Origin of the sequence: Pedobacter sp. Leaf176 (assembly GCF_001424305.1) — a bacterium.
Lineage (GTDB): Bacteria > Bacteroidota > Bacteroidia > Sphingobacteriales > Sphingobacteriaceae > Pedobacter.
In genome coordinates, this window is record NZ_LMPD01000001.1 from 1,193,391 (window position 1) to 1,210,545 (window position 17,155).

General features: G+C 38.6%; 14 protein-coding genes and 1 pseudogene. 10 read left to right on the forward strand and 5 right to left on the reverse strand.

Annotation, left to right across the window (positions count from 1 at the left end):
* Positions 1-8 precede the first annotated feature (8 nt).
* From ASF92_RS05455 to ASF92_RS05490, 8 genes are all read left to right on the forward strand, one after another.
* Positions 9-1,202 carry an FtsW/RodA/SpoVE family cell cycle protein gene (locus ASF92_RS05455; RefSeq protein ID WP_056088897.1) on the forward strand — a complete coding sequence of 398 codons (1,194 nt, stop codon included), beginning with the start codon at positions 9-11 and terminating at the stop codon, positions 1,200-1,202.
* Positions 1,203-1,494: 292 nt separating this feature from the next.
* Positions 1,495-2,607, forward strand: coding sequence for an undecaprenyldiphospho-muramoylpentapeptide beta-N-acetylglucosaminyltransferase (gene murG, locus ASF92_RS05460; protein ID WP_056088900.1), 1,113 nt, complete (start codon positions 1,495-1,497; stop codon positions 2,605-2,607).
* A 172-nt stretch (positions 2,608-2,779) separates the two neighbouring features.
* A complete protein-coding gene (gene murC, locus ASF92_RS05465) occupies positions 2,780-4,135 on the forward strand; it encodes a UDP-N-acetylmuramate--L-alanine ligase (protein WP_056088902.1) in 1,356 nt (451 codons plus the stop codon).
* Positions 4,128-5,354, forward strand: a complete 1,227-nt coding sequence (locus tag ASF92_RS05470) for a cell division protein FtsQ/DivIB (RefSeq protein ID WP_056088905.1) — start codon at positions 4,128-4,130, stop codon at positions 5,352-5,354. Before murC ends, ASF92_RS05470 begins: the two co-directional genes overlap by 8 nt.
* Positions 5,355-5,397: 43 nt before the next feature.
* A complete protein-coding gene (ftsA, locus tag ASF92_RS05475; protein WP_056088907.1) occupies positions 5,398-6,756 on the forward strand; it encodes a cell division protein FtsA in 1,359 nt (452 codons plus the stop codon).
* A 128-nt stretch (positions 6,757-6,884) separates the two neighbouring features.
* Positions 6,885-8,501: a cell division protein FtsZ gene (ftsZ, locus tag ASF92_RS05480; protein WP_056089218.1), complete on the forward strand. Its 1,617-nt coding sequence runs from the start codon at positions 6,885-6,887 to the stop codon at positions 8,499-8,501.
* A 164-nt stretch (positions 8,502-8,665) separates the two neighbouring features.
* Complete coding sequence (locus ASF92_RS05485) at positions 8,666-9,907, forward strand: aminotransferase class I/II-fold pyridoxal phosphate-dependent enzyme (RefSeq protein WP_056088910.1); 1,242 nt, start codon at positions 8,666-8,668, stop codon at positions 9,905-9,907.
* A gap of 258 nt (positions 9,908-10,165) precedes the next feature.
* Entirely contained in the window at positions 10,166-10,342 is a 177-nt protein-coding gene (locus ASF92_RS05490; RefSeq protein WP_010602932.1) for a hypothetical protein, read from the forward strand.
* 55 nt (positions 10,343-10,397) lie between these two features.
* Here ASF92_RS05490 and ASF92_RS05495 read toward each other — a convergent pair whose 3' ends face one another.
* The 4 genes and pseudogenes from ASF92_RS05495 to ligA all read right to left on the reverse strand — a co-directional run bounded on the left by ASF92_RS05495 (position 10,398) and on the right by ligA (position 14,397).
* The gene (locus tag ASF92_RS05495) at positions 10,398-10,685 is read right to left on the reverse strand and encodes a hypothetical protein (protein WP_056088915.1); all 288 of its coding nucleotides are present in this window, start codon (positions 10,683-10,685) and stop codon (positions 10,398-10,400) included.
* 217 nt (positions 10,686-10,902) lie between these two features.
* A complete protein-coding gene (dapA, locus tag ASF92_RS05500; protein ID WP_056088918.1) occupies positions 10,903-11,790 on the reverse strand; it encodes a 4-hydroxy-tetrahydrodipicolinate synthase in 888 nt (295 codons plus the stop codon).
* A 63-nt stretch (positions 11,791-11,853) separates the two neighbouring features.
* Positions 11,854-12,227: pseudogene (locus ASF92_RS21570) on the reverse strand (GxxExxY protein).
* Between the two features lie 157 nt (positions 12,228-12,384).
* Positions 12,385-14,397, reverse strand: coding sequence for an NAD-dependent DNA ligase LigA (ligA, locus tag ASF92_RS05510; protein ID WP_056088922.1), 2,013 nt, complete (start codon positions 14,395-14,397; stop codon positions 12,385-12,387).
* A 159-nt stretch (positions 14,398-14,556) separates the two neighbouring features.
* Here ligA and ASF92_RS05515 point away from each other — a divergent pair, with 159 nt between their 5' ends.
* A complete protein-coding gene (locus ASF92_RS05515; protein ID WP_056088925.1) occupies positions 14,557-14,943 on the forward strand; it encodes a hypothetical protein in 387 nt (128 codons plus the stop codon).
* Here the strand turns inward: ASF92_RS05515 and ASF92_RS05520 are convergent.
* Positions 14,930-15,619 carry an ACP phosphodiesterase gene (locus ASF92_RS05520; protein ID WP_056088926.1) on the reverse strand — a complete coding sequence of 230 codons (690 nt, stop codon included), beginning with the start codon at positions 15,617-15,619 and terminating at the stop codon, positions 14,930-14,932. The genes ASF92_RS05515 and ASF92_RS05520 overlap by 14 nt on opposite strands.
* A gap of 155 nt (positions 15,620-15,774) precedes the next feature.
* On the opposite strand from ASF92_RS05520, the gene tyrS reads away from it, so the two are divergent.
* Positions 15,775-17,061: a tyrosine--tRNA ligase gene (gene tyrS, locus ASF92_RS05525; protein WP_056088929.1), complete on the forward strand. Its 1,287-nt coding sequence runs from the start codon at positions 15,775-15,777 to the stop codon at positions 17,059-17,061.
* Positions 17,062-17,155 lie beyond the last annotated feature (94 nt).

The window sequence follows — 17,155 nt, forward strand, 5'->3', positions numbered from 1 at the left end:
GTTAAGCAATGTTTCAAGCTCTACTTAATAAAACAAAAGGCGATAGGTGGATATGGTTAATCATTATCATGTTGTCCCTGATTTCAATTTTGGCCGTTTATAGCGCAACTGGTGCTTACGCTTACAGAAAGAATCAGTCTGTGGAAAAAGTTTTATTATATAAGCACCTGATATTTGTCTTATTGGGTATTGGTATGATTTATATATCCCACCTGCTCGATTACCGGTATTACGCTGGAATCTCGAAAATTCTAATGATAGTGACGATTCCATTATTGCTTTATACCTTGGTTTTTGGTGCAAATGTAAATGATGCGTCCCGCTGGGTAAAAATTCCCGTTATCGGCTTAACGTTTCAGACATCGGATTTAGCAAAACTTGCGTTGATCACCTTTTTAGCTAGAATGTTGACTAAAAAGCAGGAAAATATTAAGGATGTAAAAGAGTCTTTTATTCCGATAATGGGTTCTGTTTGTGTGGTATTTGTATTGATAGCACTGGCAAACTTATCAACTGCGTTAATGCTTTTCGGAGTTAGCATCTTACTTTTAATTATAGGTCGTATCAGCATTAAGCAAATTTCACTGGTTTGTGTTGGTGGGGCAATATTATTAATGTTTGTTGTTTTCTTAGGTCCTAGGAGAGCAACTTATGCATCCAGGATTAAGTCTTTTCTTCATCCGGAGATGCAACATTCAGACAAGACTTTCCAGGCAGACCAGGCAAAAATCGCTTTGGCTACTGGTGGTGTTTTCGGTAAAGGACCAGGTAATAGTACACAACGCAATTTCCTTCCGCATCCTTATTCGGATTTTATTTTCGCCATTATTATTGAAGAATGGGGAACGTTAGGGGGAATGGTGATTATGATGCTTTACCTGGTGCTTTTATACCGATGCATAAAAATTGTGACCAAAGCACCTAAGGCATTTGGTGCTTTACTGGCTGCCGGCTTAAGTTTCAGTTTAACCATACAGGCTTTTGCGAACATGGCCGTGGCCGTAGGATTAGGTCCGGTAACCGGCGTACCGCTTCCATTGGTAAGTATGGGTGGAACGTCAATGATTTTTACAAGTGTGGCTTTTGGTATTATTTTAAGTGTGAGCCGTGATGTGGAAGAAAACGTAGCTGGTAAAACAGCTGCAGATAAAACAAAGGCGAATAATAAAGTTATTGTAGGTGAGCTTCCTGCGTTTGGATAGTGAAAAGATTTAACCACAGAGTACACAGAGAGAAGGCACAAAGGAACACAGAGCTGTAAATTAGGTGTAGGAATATGTAATAAAACCTCGATTTGCTCTGTGAAAACTCGGTGGTAAAAAGTAAAATGCATAGCGTGCTTTGAAATAAGCTAAGCGCTCTTTGCGGTAAAATAAAAAACTTTGTGTGCTCTGTGAAAGCTCGGTGCGCTTTGTGGTAGAAAATAGAACAATAGATTAGCGTGCTTTGCGATAAACTTAGCGCCCTTTGCGGTTAAAATAATAATTAATTAAAATGAATAATTCCCCAAAAATTATCATATCAGGAGGTGGCACAGGCGGGCACATATTTCCCGCCGTTGCCATTGCCAATGCATTAAAACGCATGGTGCCAGCCTGTGAAATATTATTTGTGGGCGCTACTGGCCGTATGGAAATGGAAAAAGTTCCTGCTGCCGGATATAGAATAGTTGGTTTAAACATTAGTGGGATTCAGCGGGGCTCTATTATGAAAAATCTTGCCTTGCCATTTAAGGTTTTAGGAAGTGTTCGGACCGCACTGCAGTTAATCAAGGATTTTAAGCCAGATGCCGTTGTCGGTGTTGGTGGTTATGCATCAGGTCCGCTGTTATACGCGGCATCATTAAAGGGAATTCCGTACCTGATTCAGGAACAGAATTCTTACGCGGGTGTAACGAATAAATGGCTTGGAAAGAAGGCTTCGAAAATTTGTGTAGCCTTTGATGACATGGATCAATTTTTTCCACCTGAAAAGATTCTTAAAACAGGCAATCCTGTGCGCCAGGATGTGGTTGATATTAAAGGCAAACATTATTCAGGAGCAGAGCTTTTAAAGCTCGATCCGCTGAAGAAAACAATATTAGTTACCGGTGGTAGTTTAGGTGCCGGAACATTGAATAAAAGCATTGAAAAGCATTTGCCTGAAATTTTGGAACAGGATGTTCAGGTCATCTGGCAAACAGGAAAATTTTATTTTAAAGGTATTATCGAAAGGTTAGGGCTTGATTACCATCCGAATGTTCGCATCCTGGAATTTTTAAACAGGATGGATTTGGCTTATGCCGCTGCTGATGTAATTATTAGCAGGGCAGGTGCGGGAACTATTGCAGAACTTTGTTTGATTAAAAAGCCGGTTATACTGGTGCCTTCGCCAAATGTAGCGGAAGATCATCAGACCAAAAATGCACTGGCACTTGTAAAAAATAATGCAGCAGTATTAATAAATGACAGGTCTGCGGAAGATACTTTGGTAAATGAAGCATTGAGCCTTTTAAATGATAAAGTTCGTAGTGCAGCGCTTTCCGAAAATATCGAAAAGATGGCCTTGCCTAAGGCAGATGAAATTATTGCAAATGAAGTGTTAAAACTAGTAAGGCTGAAAGATTAAAGCAGAAAGACCGAAGCAAAATCAACGCCACGTCGTTGCGAGGTCAGGTGCAATCTTAAAGCGATAGAAATAAAATTAATTGAACGATTGAAAGGAGGCCTTGAGCTTTCGACTTAAACCGGTGGATAGGAAAAGCTTTAAGCTTTATCCTCTCTCCCTTAAGCTTAAAAAAATGGAATTAAGTAAAATAAACAGGGTGTATTTTGTTGGTATCGGTGGTATCGGTATGAGCGCTATTGCCCGTTATTTTGCTAAACGAGGTCAGGTGGTATGTGGTTACGATAAAACGAAAACCATATTGACTGAAGCTTTGGAGCGGGAAGGTATTTTAATTTCTTATCTGGATGAAACGTCAGCCTTACCTGGTACTTTCTTGGATAATGATGAAGATACCCTGGTTGTTTACACCCCGGCCATTCCGAAGGATTCAAAAATCCTGAATCATTTCAAAGATAAAGGCTTCAGTTTAAAGAAACGTTCTGAGGTTTTAGGGATTATCAGCAAAGGTATGTTTTGCATTGCCGTTGCCGGAACCCACGGCAAAACGACAACATCCTCTATCGTCGCGCACATTTTAAAAGATACAGGTTACGATTGCACAGCCTTTTTAGGAGGCATCACCAGCAACTACAATAGCAATGTTTTATTTGGTGAAAATAATGTCGTGGTTGTCGAGGCCGATGAGTACGACAGGTCATTCCTGACTTTGCATCCTGATGTAGCAGTGATCACCTCGATGGATGCAGACCACCTGGATATCTATGGAGATAAAAGCCAGCTTGAAGAATCATTTCAGCTTTTTGCAGGTCAGCTAAAATCCGGAGGCCAGATGTATGTTCACGAAGGGTTGCCAATAGCAGACAGTAGCAGCTATGCGGCAAGTGCAACGGCCGATGCCAGGGCAGAGAACTTGAAAGTAGAAGGTTCAAAATTTGTTTTTGATTACCTGGACAGCAAAATCAGCATCAAAAATTTAAGCCTGATGTTGCCAGGCAGGCATAATGTGGAAAATACAACGGTTGCCATTGCTATTGCGTTACAATTGGGTATTGAGCCTGAAAAGATTAAACAGGCGGTGGCCAGTTTCAAAGGTGTAAAGCGTCGTTTTGAATACATCGTAAATAACGACAGCCAGATTTATATTGACGATTACGCGCACCATCCGGAGGAATTGAAAGCCTGTTTTGATGCAGTAAGACAATTGTATCCGGATAAGAAATTAACGGTGGTTTTTCAGCCGCATTTATTCAGTCGGACCAGGGATTTTGCAGATGATTTTGCGAAAGTGTTAAGTACAGCTGATGAATTGTTGTTGCTGGACATTTACCCTGCGAGAGAATTGCCTATTGAAGGTATAAATTCGCAGTATTTGCTCGAAAAAATAAAATTGGCCGATAAGCAAATATGTAGTAAAGATTTTGTAATTCAGTACGTGAAGCAAACCACACCTGAGCTACTGTTAACAGTTGGCGCAGGTGATATCGATACTTTAATTGAACCATTAAAAAATACATTAAACAATGCTTAAGAAGGTAAACTGGAGCGCGATTTTCACCGGTTTTGCTTGGCTAATCAGTCTTGCAGGCGTTGTGGTGCTCCTAAGTTTCATTAATGCAAAAAAGCAGGGCGTTAAATGTACAGAAGTAAAAATTCTAATTCCCGGAGCCGACAATTTCATAGAAAGAGAAGAGGTTGATGAGATTTTACGTGAGGATCAGGGTGTGCTGGTTGGAAGATACCTGGAACAAATCAACATCCATCAAATTGAACAAAAGTTACGGTCGAATCCTTATATCGGCTTTGCGAAAGTTTATGCTGATATGGATGGCGTACTCCGGATTGAAATAGAACAGCGTCAACCCATCCTGAGAGTTTTGAATACTATCGGACAGGATTTCTACATAGATAATAATGGATTGAAAATGCCGATTTCTCCAAACTTTACCGCAAATGTTCTTGTTGCTACAGGAAATATTCATGAAGTTTTTGGAATACGCATCGATACCTTGCGAACACAACTGGCTCGCGACCTCTATAAAACGGCACAATATATTAAAAGAGATACGCTGTGGGATAATCAAATTGAACAGATAGTTGTTGGTGGCAATAACGATATTGAATTGATCCCCAGGGTAGGCAACCAAAGAATCATCCTTGGGAGTGCCGATTCACTGGACAAGAAAATGAAAAACCTACTGGTGTTTTATAAGAAAGCTATGCCGCAAGTAGGATGGGATACTTATAGAACAATTAACATAAAATACACGAATCAGATTGTTTGCGAAAAACGCGATTCATCATTAATCGCTGCAAATCGTAAAGTACTTTCAAGTGCAGATAGCATTAACATTACCAGAAAAGTTTCTGATTCACTCATCCGGAATTCTATTGAAGATGCAATACAAAGTGATGGAATAACCGATGATAAAGAACCTGATAAGAAAGAAGAGAAGCCTATCGCAGTCGTAAAACCGAAGCCTGTAACCGCGCCAAGAGTTAATCCAAAAGCAGTAGCGCCAAAAGCTGAAGTGAAAAAAGAAAAACCTAAAACCGAAAGCTCAAAGCCGGCCGTAAAGAAGGAAGAACTGAAAGCGGCGGCGAAAAAGCCTGAACTTAAAAAGGAAAAAGCCAAAATTGCAGAGCAAAAACCGGAAGTCAAGAAATCTCTGTCTTTTGCTGAGAAAATGGCAAAACAAAAAGCGGAGGCTAAGCAAAAAACAGCAGCAACAGAAAAGAAGAATAAATAAGTCCTAGAAAAACAAAATATATAACTCAACAAAATTAACGAATATGGACAAGGCAAAATTTACTAGTCAGTCTCCAATTGTAGTTGGCCTGGATATCGGTACTACAAAAATCTGTGTTATCGTAGGCCGCAGAACACAGCATGGTAAAATAGAGGTGTTAGGAATCGGCAAAGCCGAATCTGCGGGTGTTACCAGAGGTGTGGTTTCTAATATTCAAAAAACGGTGCAGGGAATAGCACAGGCCGTTGAAATTGCCAGTGGTCAATCCAATGTAGAAATACAGGTGGTTAATGTAGGTATTGCAGGTCAGCACATTAAAAGCTTACAACACCGTGGCATTTTAACCCGTAGGGAATTAAACAATGAAATCGGGAAAAAAGACATCGATAAGTTGATAGACGATATGTTTAAGCTTGTGATGCCTCCGGGTGAAGAAATTATTCATGTTTTGCCACAGGAATTTACCATTGATAACGAACCGGGTATTAAAGATCCGATTGGTATGGCAGGTGTTCGCCTGGAAGCAAATTTCCACATTATTTCCGGTCAGGTAACAGCGGTAAAAAATATAATTAAATGCGTAAATAATGCGGGCCTTCAAACGCAGGATCTAATACTTGAACCTTTGGCTTCTTCTGAATCGGTGTTGAGCGATGAGGAAAAAGAAGCAGGCATTGCTTTAGTAGATATTGGTGGCGGTACAACCGATATTGCTATTTTTCACGAAGGAATTATTCGTCATACTGCTGTTATTCCTTTCGGTGGTAATAGTGTTACTGAAGACATCAGAGAAGGTTGTTCAGTAATGCGTAACCAGGCGGAATTATTAAAAACGCGTTTTGGATCTGCTTTGGCGGAAGAGAACAAAGAAAATGAGATCATCTGTGTGCCGGGCTTACGTGGCAGGGAGCCAAAAGAGATTTCAGTGAAAAACCTTGCTTATGTAATTCAGGCCCGTATGGAAGAAATCATAGAGCATGTATATTACGAAATTAAAGCTTCAGGTTATGAAAAGAAATTAATTGGTGGCATTGTAATTACCGGGGGTGGCGCTCTATTAAAGCACTTGAGCCAGGCAGTTGAATACGTTACGGGTTTAGATTGCCGCATCGGATACCCGAACGAGCATTTATCTAAATATGAAGATATGCCGAAAACAATTTACGATGATTTGAAAAGTCCGATGTATGCAACAAGTGTTGGCTTATTAATTAAAGGAATCCAAAAAGCCGAAGAACTTATTGAGGAAATGAAACAGCCCGGCGTTTATGTTGAAAAACCCAAAGCAGCAAAAGATAAAGAGAAAAGAGGCCCGGGATTATTTGATAAACTCCTTGCAAAAACAAGAACTTTCATTCAGGATGATATGGATGTGAGCGACGAAGATTACCTAAAAGGATAAATTTTTCAACAAAACAGGAGTTTTCCACATTATGAACAGTTGTGGAAAACGTGTGTGGAAAAAGTGTTAATATTACATTTGGTAATGAACAGAATTTAAGAATTTTTAAACAACTGATTCATAAGATTATGCAGTTCGAAATGTTAAAAGATAAGTCGTCAATTATCAAGGTGATTGGTGTTGGTGGCGGTGGCGGCAACGCAGTAAACCATATGTACCTTTCAGGTATAACTGGTGTAGATTTTATTATTTGTAATACAGATGCCCAGGCTTTGGAATCCAGCCCTATACCAAACAAGGTACAATTAGGCGCTAGTTTGACCGAAGGTATGGGTGCAGGGTCTATTCCTGAAGTTGGAAAAAACTCGGCTATAGAAAACATAGATGATATTAAATCCATGCTTGGCAGTACAACCAAGATGTTGTTTATTACAGCTGGAATGGGTGGTGGAACTGGTACCGGTGCTAGTCCGATTATTGCAAAAGCAGCTAAAGAACTCGATATTTTAACTGTGGCCATTATAACTACGCCATTCTCTTTTGAAGGCAAACGACGTAGGTTGCAGGCTGATGAGGGTATGGAGGAGCTTAAAAAATATGTGGATTCATACCTGGTTATTTCCAACGACCGCTTGCGCGAAATCTTCGGAAATTTAACTTTGGGTTCTGCATTTGGCCAGGCTGACGATATTTTAACTACTGCTGCAAAAGGAATCGCTGAAATTATTACCGTTCCCGGTTATATAAACGTAGATTTTAAGGATGTACGAACGGTAATGAAAGATAGTGGCGTGGCCATAATGGGTAGCTTTGCTGCCGATGGCGAAGAACGTGCTTTAACAGCTGTTGAAGGTGCTTTAGCATCGCCGCTTTTAAAAGATAATGAAATTGAAGGCGCGCGTTACATCTTATTAAACATTAGTTCGGGTTTACGTGAAGTAACGATGGATGAAGTTTCTGTTATTACAGATTACATTCAGGAAAAAGCCGGTTTATCTGCTGATTTAATCTGGGGTAATTGTACAGATGAGTCTTTGGAAGATAAATTATCGGTAACCATTATTGCGACCGGTTTCCAGACTTCAGAAGAGCGTGTTCACGAAGAAAAAAACAAAAAGAAAATATCTTTATTAACGCCTGAAGAGGCTCCTTTGGTTCGTCCTATAGAGCCTGTAAATTCTTTTATTCAACCTAAAGCAGCTCCATCTTACGAGCCGGTTTTAAAAGCAAAAGAAGAAGCGCCGCAGGCAGATTTGTTTGGCGGAATGTTTAGCAAAGCTGAAACACCTAAATACCAGGAGCCCGAGAATGATGTTATTCGCCATACTTTAATAGAGGAAGAACCTCAGGTAGAATCACCTGCAGACACAGGTTTTGAATTCGAGGTTAAACTCGCTGAAACGGAATATGTTTTTGAAACGCCGGTTGCTGAAATATCATCGGCTCCTGAACCTCAAATGCCTGTTGATTTAGATGATAATCAAAATGACGAATCTGTTGAGGAACAGTTAAAAAAATCCAGAGAGCGTATTATGCGACTAAAAGATTTAAGCATGAAGCTCCGCACAACAAATGGATTACAGGAATTGGAAAATGAGCCAGCTTATAAACGCAAGCAAATGCAGTTGCAGCAGGTACAGCATTCTTCTGAATCGCAGGTTAGTCGCTTTACATTGAGTAACGACCAAGACGGAGGTACGGAAATCAGACCGAACAATTCTTTTCTCCACGATAATGTTGACTAGTATAAACCAAATATAATTAGAAAGCCCTCGATACATCGAGGGCTTTTTTGGCATAAAATTAGATTGTAAAATCGAGTAATTGACGAGCGAGGATTAACCCTGTTGATTTTAAGCCTAATAAACCGTAAATTCGCAACAATTTCAGTACAATAAAATACATTACATTGGATATATTTGATAAAATAGCAAAGCACATGGGCCCTCTTGGTCAACACCAGAAATGGTCTCATGGGTATTTCTCGTTCCCAAAATTAGAAGGAGAAATTGCACCACACATGCAATTTAAAGGAAAAGAGCATTTAGTTTGGAGTTTAAATAACTATTTAGGCTTAGCTAATCATCCAGAGGTTAGAAAAGCCGATGCGGATGCAGCTGCAGAATTTGGTATGGCTTACCCAATGGGCGCCAGGATGATGAGTGGTAACTCAAAATACCATGAACAGCTGGAGCAGGAATTAGCCGAATTTGTCGGCAAGCCAGATGCTTTCTTGTTAAACTATGGTTATCAAGGGATGGTTTCCATTATTGATACACTGGTTGATAGAAATGATGTTATTGTTTACGATGCAGAATCTCATGCTTGCATTATTGATGGCCTGCGTTTACACATGGGTAAAAGATTCGTTTATCAGCACAATGATATCGGTAGCGCCAGAAAACAGTTAGAGCGTGCAACCAAACTTACAAATGAATCTGGCGGAGGCATTCTTTTAATTACCGAAGGCGTTTTTGGTATGAGCGGAGCGCAAGGTAAATTGAAAGAAATCGTCGATTTGAAGAAAGATTTCAACTTCCGTATTCTTGTTGATGATGCACATGGTTTTGGTACAATGGGCAAAACCGGCGCAGGAACACATGAAGCTCAGGATTGTATTGAAGGAATTGATGTGTACTTTGGTACATTTGCCAAATCAATGGCCGGAATTGGTGCTTTCGTCGCATCAACAGAAGAAATTACCAACTTTTTGCGGTATAATATGCGCTCCCAAACATTCGCGAAGGCTTTACCTATGCCGATGGTTAAGGGGTTATTGAAAAGACTGGAATTATTAAAAAGTCAGCCGGAATTGAAAGATAGACTTTGGGAAATTGCGACAACCTTGCAAAAAGGTTTACGTGAGCGTGGTTTCGACCTTGGTGTAACCAATTCAGTTGTGACCCCAGTTTTCTTAAAAGGTGAATTAACCGACGCAACTGCAATTACATTCGACTTGAGAGAGAACTATAGTATTTTCTGTTCCATTGTAGTATACCCGGTAATTCCAAAAGGAATGATTGAATTGCGTTTAATTCCTACTGCAGTTCATACATTGGAAGATGTACAACGCACTTTAGATGCTTTTAGTGAAGTTTCTGAAAAACTGGAAAACGGTTACTATAAAGAAAATCAATTTGCTACAGTATAAGCAAAAAATAACGTTTGAAAGCCCTTTAACGTTGTTTTAAAGGGCTTTTTAATTTTTGTTATTTTTTTATTCTATTGATTTATAGTGGTTTAGCGATATTTCTTGTATGGTAAATGTTTATAAACTCTTAATATGTGGAAAAAAAGCATTTTAAGCGCTGTTTTTTATACCCTTAAAAGTTTTTTTTATTGTTTAAACGCATTAAATTAGATTTACATTAAAAAACTAAAAACCTAAAATTTACAGGAGCAATTAAAAATGAAAAAATTCGAAGAAGTTAAGAGTTTGGTAGCAGCTTTGGAAGCTGACGCAGACAAGTTTTATAACAAAGGAAACAGTGCAGCAGGCACTCGCGTACGTAAAGGCATGCAGGATTTAAAAAATTTAGCGCAAGCAATTCGTTTAGAAGTACAAGACACGAAAAATAAAGCTTAAGCGATAAAAATATGATAAAAAAAATGCCTTCATTTAATGAAGGCTTTTTTTTTTATCATATAAATTTATAGTCATCTCCTCGTTCTGATTTGATGAATTTCATAAGCTTTCCCTGATAAAAGTAGAAAAATGAGTAGGGCTCAGGGCGCGGTATCCAGGTGTTCGTAATGGTTCTGTAAATCTTAGTCCCATCCCCGTTGGAAGATACCAACTCCGCCTTTTTGTTGGATTCTTTGAAACTTTTTTCCGTCATTCCAATTTCAAACTTTGGCTCGTAATAGGAAATGGGCTTGCAGCCCACGGCCGCAATCGCCAGCAGGCAGATAACTACCAGTTTTTTCATATATGTGTTTAATTTGTGTGTATTGAGAATACTCAATAATAATGCCTACATTATCACTGTTAGGTTATGAAAACAAAAATTGATGTGGCGATGTAAGCCAATGAAAAGGGAATTAGTTAATTGAATTTATGCCGATGCTTTAAAATAAATATCCCGATAAAAAGAAAGGGCTTCCGATTTGAATCTGAAAGCCCTTTTTATCTAAATAATACCTTTACTAAGCCAATATGTTTAATTTATCTATTTCTTTAATAATTGCATTTTCCAATGCTGATGATGCTTTAATTAAAGGCAATCTCACTGTGTCGCCGCAAATATTTAAATACTTTAAAGCAGCTTTGATTCCAGCAGGGTTACCTTCAGCAAAAGCTAATCTGGTGAATTCCACTAAGCTTAGGTGTGCTGGTATAGCCGCTTTAAAAGCGCCTGTAGAGCAAAGCTTTACCATATCAGAGAACTGTTTCGGCAGGGCGTTTGCAACAACAGAAATGATGCCCGCAGCGCCTAGTGCCATCATTGGTAAAGTAATCGGGTCGTCCCCGGAAATTAACAGGAAATCTTCAGGTTTGTCACGCATGATCTGATTAAACTGATCAAAACTTCCCGATGCTTCTTTTGTTGCAATGATGTTTTTAAAATCATGTGCAAGTCTACAGGTCGTTTCAGGAGTCATATTACTCATTGTACGTCCCGGAACATTGTATAAAATCAAATCCAAAGGAGAAACTTCAGCCAAATGTTTATAGTGCTGGTAAATGCCTTCTTGGGTAGGCTTGTTGTAATAAGGACTTACGGATAAAATTGCGCTGTAACCAGTTGGATCGAAAGATTTGATGTCGTCCGCGACACCAAGTGTATTGTTGCCGCCAATTCCGGCCACTAATGGTAATCTATTATCATTAATTTCAGCAGTGTAGGCCCACACCTTCTTCTTCTCATCCTTGGTCATTGTGGCTGTTTCACCGGTTGTACCTAATGAAACGAGATAATCTATCCCTCCATCTACCAGATGATTAATCAAGTTTTTTAAACCATTATAATCAACTGATCCATCTGTGTTAAAAGGTGTAACTAAAGCCACACCAGTACCCTGAAATTTGTTCATTATGTTAATTATTGTTTTTTTTAACCACGAAGGCACAAAGACACTAAAGCGATTTATTTAAAATTAAAAATATCCATTTATTACTCTTTTTATTCCGTCTTTTATTTTTGCAACGTTAAAGTTTATTAGTAATCCAAGTCTGCAATTGGATAATTTTAAATATGTAATTGTTTGTGCTAAATGCACGTCGTTAAACATATTAACAGACTTAATTTCTACAATAACTTTCTGTTCTACTAAAAGATCTATTCTATATCCACAAGCTAGTTTAATGCCCCTATAAACTACTGGTAGCTTACCTGGGCATCAACCTGTAGCCCTGCATTTTTCAGTTCGTATACTAAACAGGCTTCATATGTTGATTCTAACAGTCCTGGGCCCAATTCAATGTGAACCTGATAAGCAGCATGTAAAATTAATTTTGCAATTTCATTCATCCCTTAAAATTTAAATAGTTTAATTTTTTTAAATCAATAGGGATGCTACAGTCTTTGTGTTATTAGTTCCTTTGTGGTTATTTATCTATTTTATCGTTATTTTTTTAAATCAATAGGGATGTTGTAATCTTTGTGTTCTTAGTGCCTTTGTGGTTATTTATTTTATCATCTCCAACAATTCAGCATCGCTGATGATCGGGATGCTTAACTTATTCGCCTTTTCAAGTTTCGACGGGCCCATATTATCTCCAGCAACCAGGTAGTTTAATTTTCCTGAAATACCGCTTAAAATTTTCCCTCCGTGCGCTTCAATCAAGTCTTTCAGTTCATCTCGGCTGTAGCTGTCAAAAACGCCCGAAATTACGAATGTTTTTCCAATAAGTGAATCGCCATCAAGCGTTATTACCTTTTCTTCAATTTCAAAGCGCAAACCTGCGGATTTTAATAAATTTATCTGCTCTAAATGAATTGGATTTTCGAAATATTCAACAATACTCTCTGCTATCCGCTGACCGATTTCATCAATTGCTATTAATTCTTCTACAGAGGCCTTTGCCAGATTGTCTATATTTTTAACACCTGCTGCTAATTTTTTGGCAACAGTTTCACCAACATAGCGAATGCCCAAACCAAATAATACTTTTTCAAAAGGCATTTCCTTCGATTTCTCGATGCCGCTTAACATATTTTCGATAGAGCGTTCGCCAAAGCGGTCGATGGCTTTCAGCTGATCTGACTTTTGATACAACGTATACAAGTCGCTGATGTGATTGATTAAACCTCTTTTGAAAAAAGTTTCGATGGTTTCATCGCCCAGTCCATCAATATTCATTGCCTTTCGGCTGATAAAGTGTTGAATTTTACCCACTATTTGTGGTGGACAACCTTCGTCATTTGAACAGTAATGAACAGCTTCGCCTTCTTTTCTGATTAATTCTGTTCCGCATTCAGGGCAGTTGTGCGGGTAATGAACTTTTTCTGAACCGGGTTGCCGTTTATCTAGATTTACCTTGATAATTTTGGGTATAATTTCACCGCCCTTTTCTACGAATACGGTATCGCTTTCATGTAAATCCAATCGTTCTATTTCATTTGCATTGTGAAGCGTTGCTCTCTTAACTGTGGTTCCCGCAAGTAAGACCGGTTTTAAGTTGGCTACCGGGGTGACTGCACCTGTACGACCGACCTGATAGGTCACTTTTTCAAGTATCGTCTCTACTTCCGCAGCTTTATACTTGTAGGAAATGGCCCAGCGGGGTGATTTTGCTGTGAATCCAAGTTCCTGCTGCTGCGCATAGCTGTTTACTTTAATTACGATACCGTCAATGTCATAACTTAATTTAAAACGCTCATTTTCCCAGTGATGGATGAAGGTCAAAACGTCATCAATTTTGTTAAGAAGCCTATTGTGTTCACAAACATGAAAGCCCCATTCTTTAACCGCATTTAAACTTTCCCAATGCGTTTTAAACTGATTCTTGTCTGTATATAAAAAATATATAAAACCATCCAGCGGACGTTTAGCAACTTCTCCGCTGTCCTGCATTTTTATGGTACCCGATGCGAAATTTCTCGGATTTGCATAAGGGATTTCGCCAAGTTCTTCCCGGGCAGCATTGAGTCGTAAAAACGCAGCCTTATGCATAAATATTTCACCACGAATTTCAAAATTTGCCGGAGCTTCATCTGTTTTTATCTGGTGAGGAATGGTATGTATGGTTTTAACGTTATTGGTTACATCATCACCTTTAGTTCCGTCACCACGGGTAACAGCCCTTAAAAGTTTTCCGTTTTCATAAGTCAGACTGATGGAAAGACCGTCAAATTTCAACTCGCAAACGTATTCAAAGTTATCGCCAATAGCCTTTCTGATCCGTTCATCAAAATCCCGTAAATCCTGCTCGTTGTAGGTATTTCCCAGCGAAAGCATTGGGTACTTGTGCTGAACAGTAACAAAATTTTTAGTGATGTCGCCGCCAACCCGTTGCGTTGGTGAGTTCGGGTCTGCAAAATGAGGGTTGGCCTGCTCTAAATCGGCTAAGCGCTTCAGTTTTTTGTCAAATTCAAAATCGCCAATGGTCGGCATTGCCAGTACATAATAATTGTAGTTATGTTGGTTTAATTCCGCCACCAGGGCATCCATTTCTTCTTTTGCTGCGATTTGAGACATAAAGCAAACTTAGAGAAAATAGTTCTTTTTTGCCACAAATAAATCAGGTCCACATCTTTTTCTAAAGAGAATTGGTGCGACGAGGTTCAGTTTTACCAATTTAAAAATACGTAAAACCTTATCTGTTTTTATGGTGTTGAAAATATAAAGGAACGTGATATGGAAAATACAACTACCAGAAAAAATATTAAAAATGAATTGTTAATTGAAGGTTTAAAAGCGGCTGGTTCCGCAATTGGCATCCATTCGGGAAGAGGTGCGATTAAGAAAACCGTTTCCAAAAACTTCAGCATAATTAATAGTTTAATGGATGCAGCCTTTACCCGGCAGGGGCATTCCAATCATAATTTGAAAAAAACAATTGAACTTGGCAGTCTGGGTATTATCGCACTGTATAATATTTTGAAAGGTGTAAAGCGGAAGCGTAGAACCTTATTAGCCGAGGGCATATTTTTATCGGTGGCATTAGGTGCAGTGCTTATCGGATCAAATGTTAAAACCAAAACAAAACGAACACGGTTTTTACCACAAGCTAAGCCAAATTAATTTGGCCTAGCTTGTCGTCAATGTCTTTGAAAATGGTAATAAAATCTTTTTCTAATACCTCTTTGAAAAGCGTAAGCTGGTAAGTGAGCTGGTTAATTTGTCCTTCATTTAATGTCTCAGGCCATAGGCGCATGCAAATCCGGTTTAGCGCATAGCTGATGTTTTCGAGTTTCTGGTAACTGAGTAAATATTTGCTGCTGATGAATTGATCGAGAAATTTAAAGAAAACTTCAGGGTTTTTAAGTTTGCAATGCTCCAGAAAATCACCTAACGACTCTTTTTTTACAGATGTTAAGTTATCATAAAACTGGTGAACCTGAATTAAGTTATGTTCGATAAGTAAATGATCTAACAATAATTCAAGGCCGATGTGTGCTAAAAATGACGGCCTTACGGGCGTGTGTTCCACAACCGGAATAATTAAGTGTTTGAGTTCTGTTGTCTTTTCTAAAAAGAATTCGGAAGAATGGAAAAATAAATCGACTGCCAAATGTCTTTTCCAACCTTCGAGCAACGCTTCTTCATCAGGATTTCCTAAAAAAAGAAACTCGTTTTTTTGCGGATACAGGTTGGATTCTTTCGAGGCATTTTTTACTAAATCAGGTAATACAACGCCCATTACAACATTTGCATTGGTATTTAACCTGTCGAAATAAAAATGAGAAAGGAAGTTCATGCCGTAAATATAGTTTTTAAAAGGTAGTGATTCCGCTTGTCTGATTATCTTAACCACAAGATAACAATTCGTACGTTAAACTGATTTTTTGCTTGCTGCAATTCGTTTTCAGCTTTAGACTCAAAAAACTATCTTTGCGCAATTAATTTTATACCATGACAAATTTTGTTGAAGAGTTGCGTTGGCGGGGCATGTTGCACGATATTATGCCGAATACTGAAGATAAGTTAAACGAGGGTATGACCTCAGGTTATATCGGTTTTGACCCAACTGCAGATTCGTTACATGTTGGCCATTTAACTCAAATTATGACTTTGATTCATTTCCAGAATGCTGGTCATAAACCATTTGCTTTGGTTGGCGGTGCAACGGGCATGGTTGGCGATCCTTCAGGTAAATCAGATGAACGTAACCTCCAGACACCGGAAATGGTTGAACATAACCTGGCAGGAATGAAACGCCAGCTTGCGAAATTTTTAAAGTTTGAAGATGAAGGCAATGGAGCGGTTATGGTTAACAACGCAGATTGGTTTAAAAACATGAACTTTTTAGACTTTATCCGCGATGTAGGTAAACACATCACCGTTAATTATATGATGGCCAAAGACAGCGTTAAAAAACGTTTGGAAGGCGATACAGGCATGTCTTTTACAGAATTCTGTTACCAGTTGGTTCAAGGCTACGATTTCTACTACTTATGGAAAAATAAAAACTGCCTGGTTCAGATGGGCGGTTCAGATCAATGGGGTAATATTGTAACGGGAACAGAATTAATAAGAAGAAAGGATAGTGGAACGGCATATGCAATTACCACTCAATTAATAAAAAAAGCAGATGGAACTAAGTTTGGTAAAACGGAAAGCGGTGCCATTTGGTTAGATCCTCTAAAAACTTCCCCATACAAATTTTACCAGTTCTGGTTAAACGCATCAGATGACGATGTGAAAAAATGGATTCGTATTTTTACATTGAAAACCCAATCGGATATCGAAGCTTTAGAAGCAGAACATGATGCTGCGCCACATTTGAGGATTTTACAAAAAGCGCTGGCTGAAGATATCACCGTTAAAACGCATTCTGCTGAAGCACTCGAAACAGCAATTAAAACTTCTGAATTTTTGTTTGGCAATGGATCTCTTGAATTTTTAAAAAGCCTTTCTGATAATCAGGTTTTGGAAATGTTTGAAGGTATTCCACAATTTAGAATTTTGAAATCAGAACTTGCTAGTGGAATTGATGCTGCAACCTTATTGGCTGAAAAAACTGCTGTGTTCCCTTCGAAAGGTGAAACTAAGAAATTAATTCAGGGTGGTGGCGTTTCTGTAAATAAAGAAAAACTTGCCGATGCCAACCAGATTTTTAGTTCAGAAAAACTGATTAACGAAAAGTTTATTGTCGTTCAAAAAGGGAAGAAAAATTATTTCTTGCTGATCGCGGAATAGGAATCAATTAGTTAAGTCTCATTCAATATTTTATTTAGAAAAAAGGTGCCTCCTTTTTACCGGAGACACCCAACTAATCCAAATTTAACGTCTT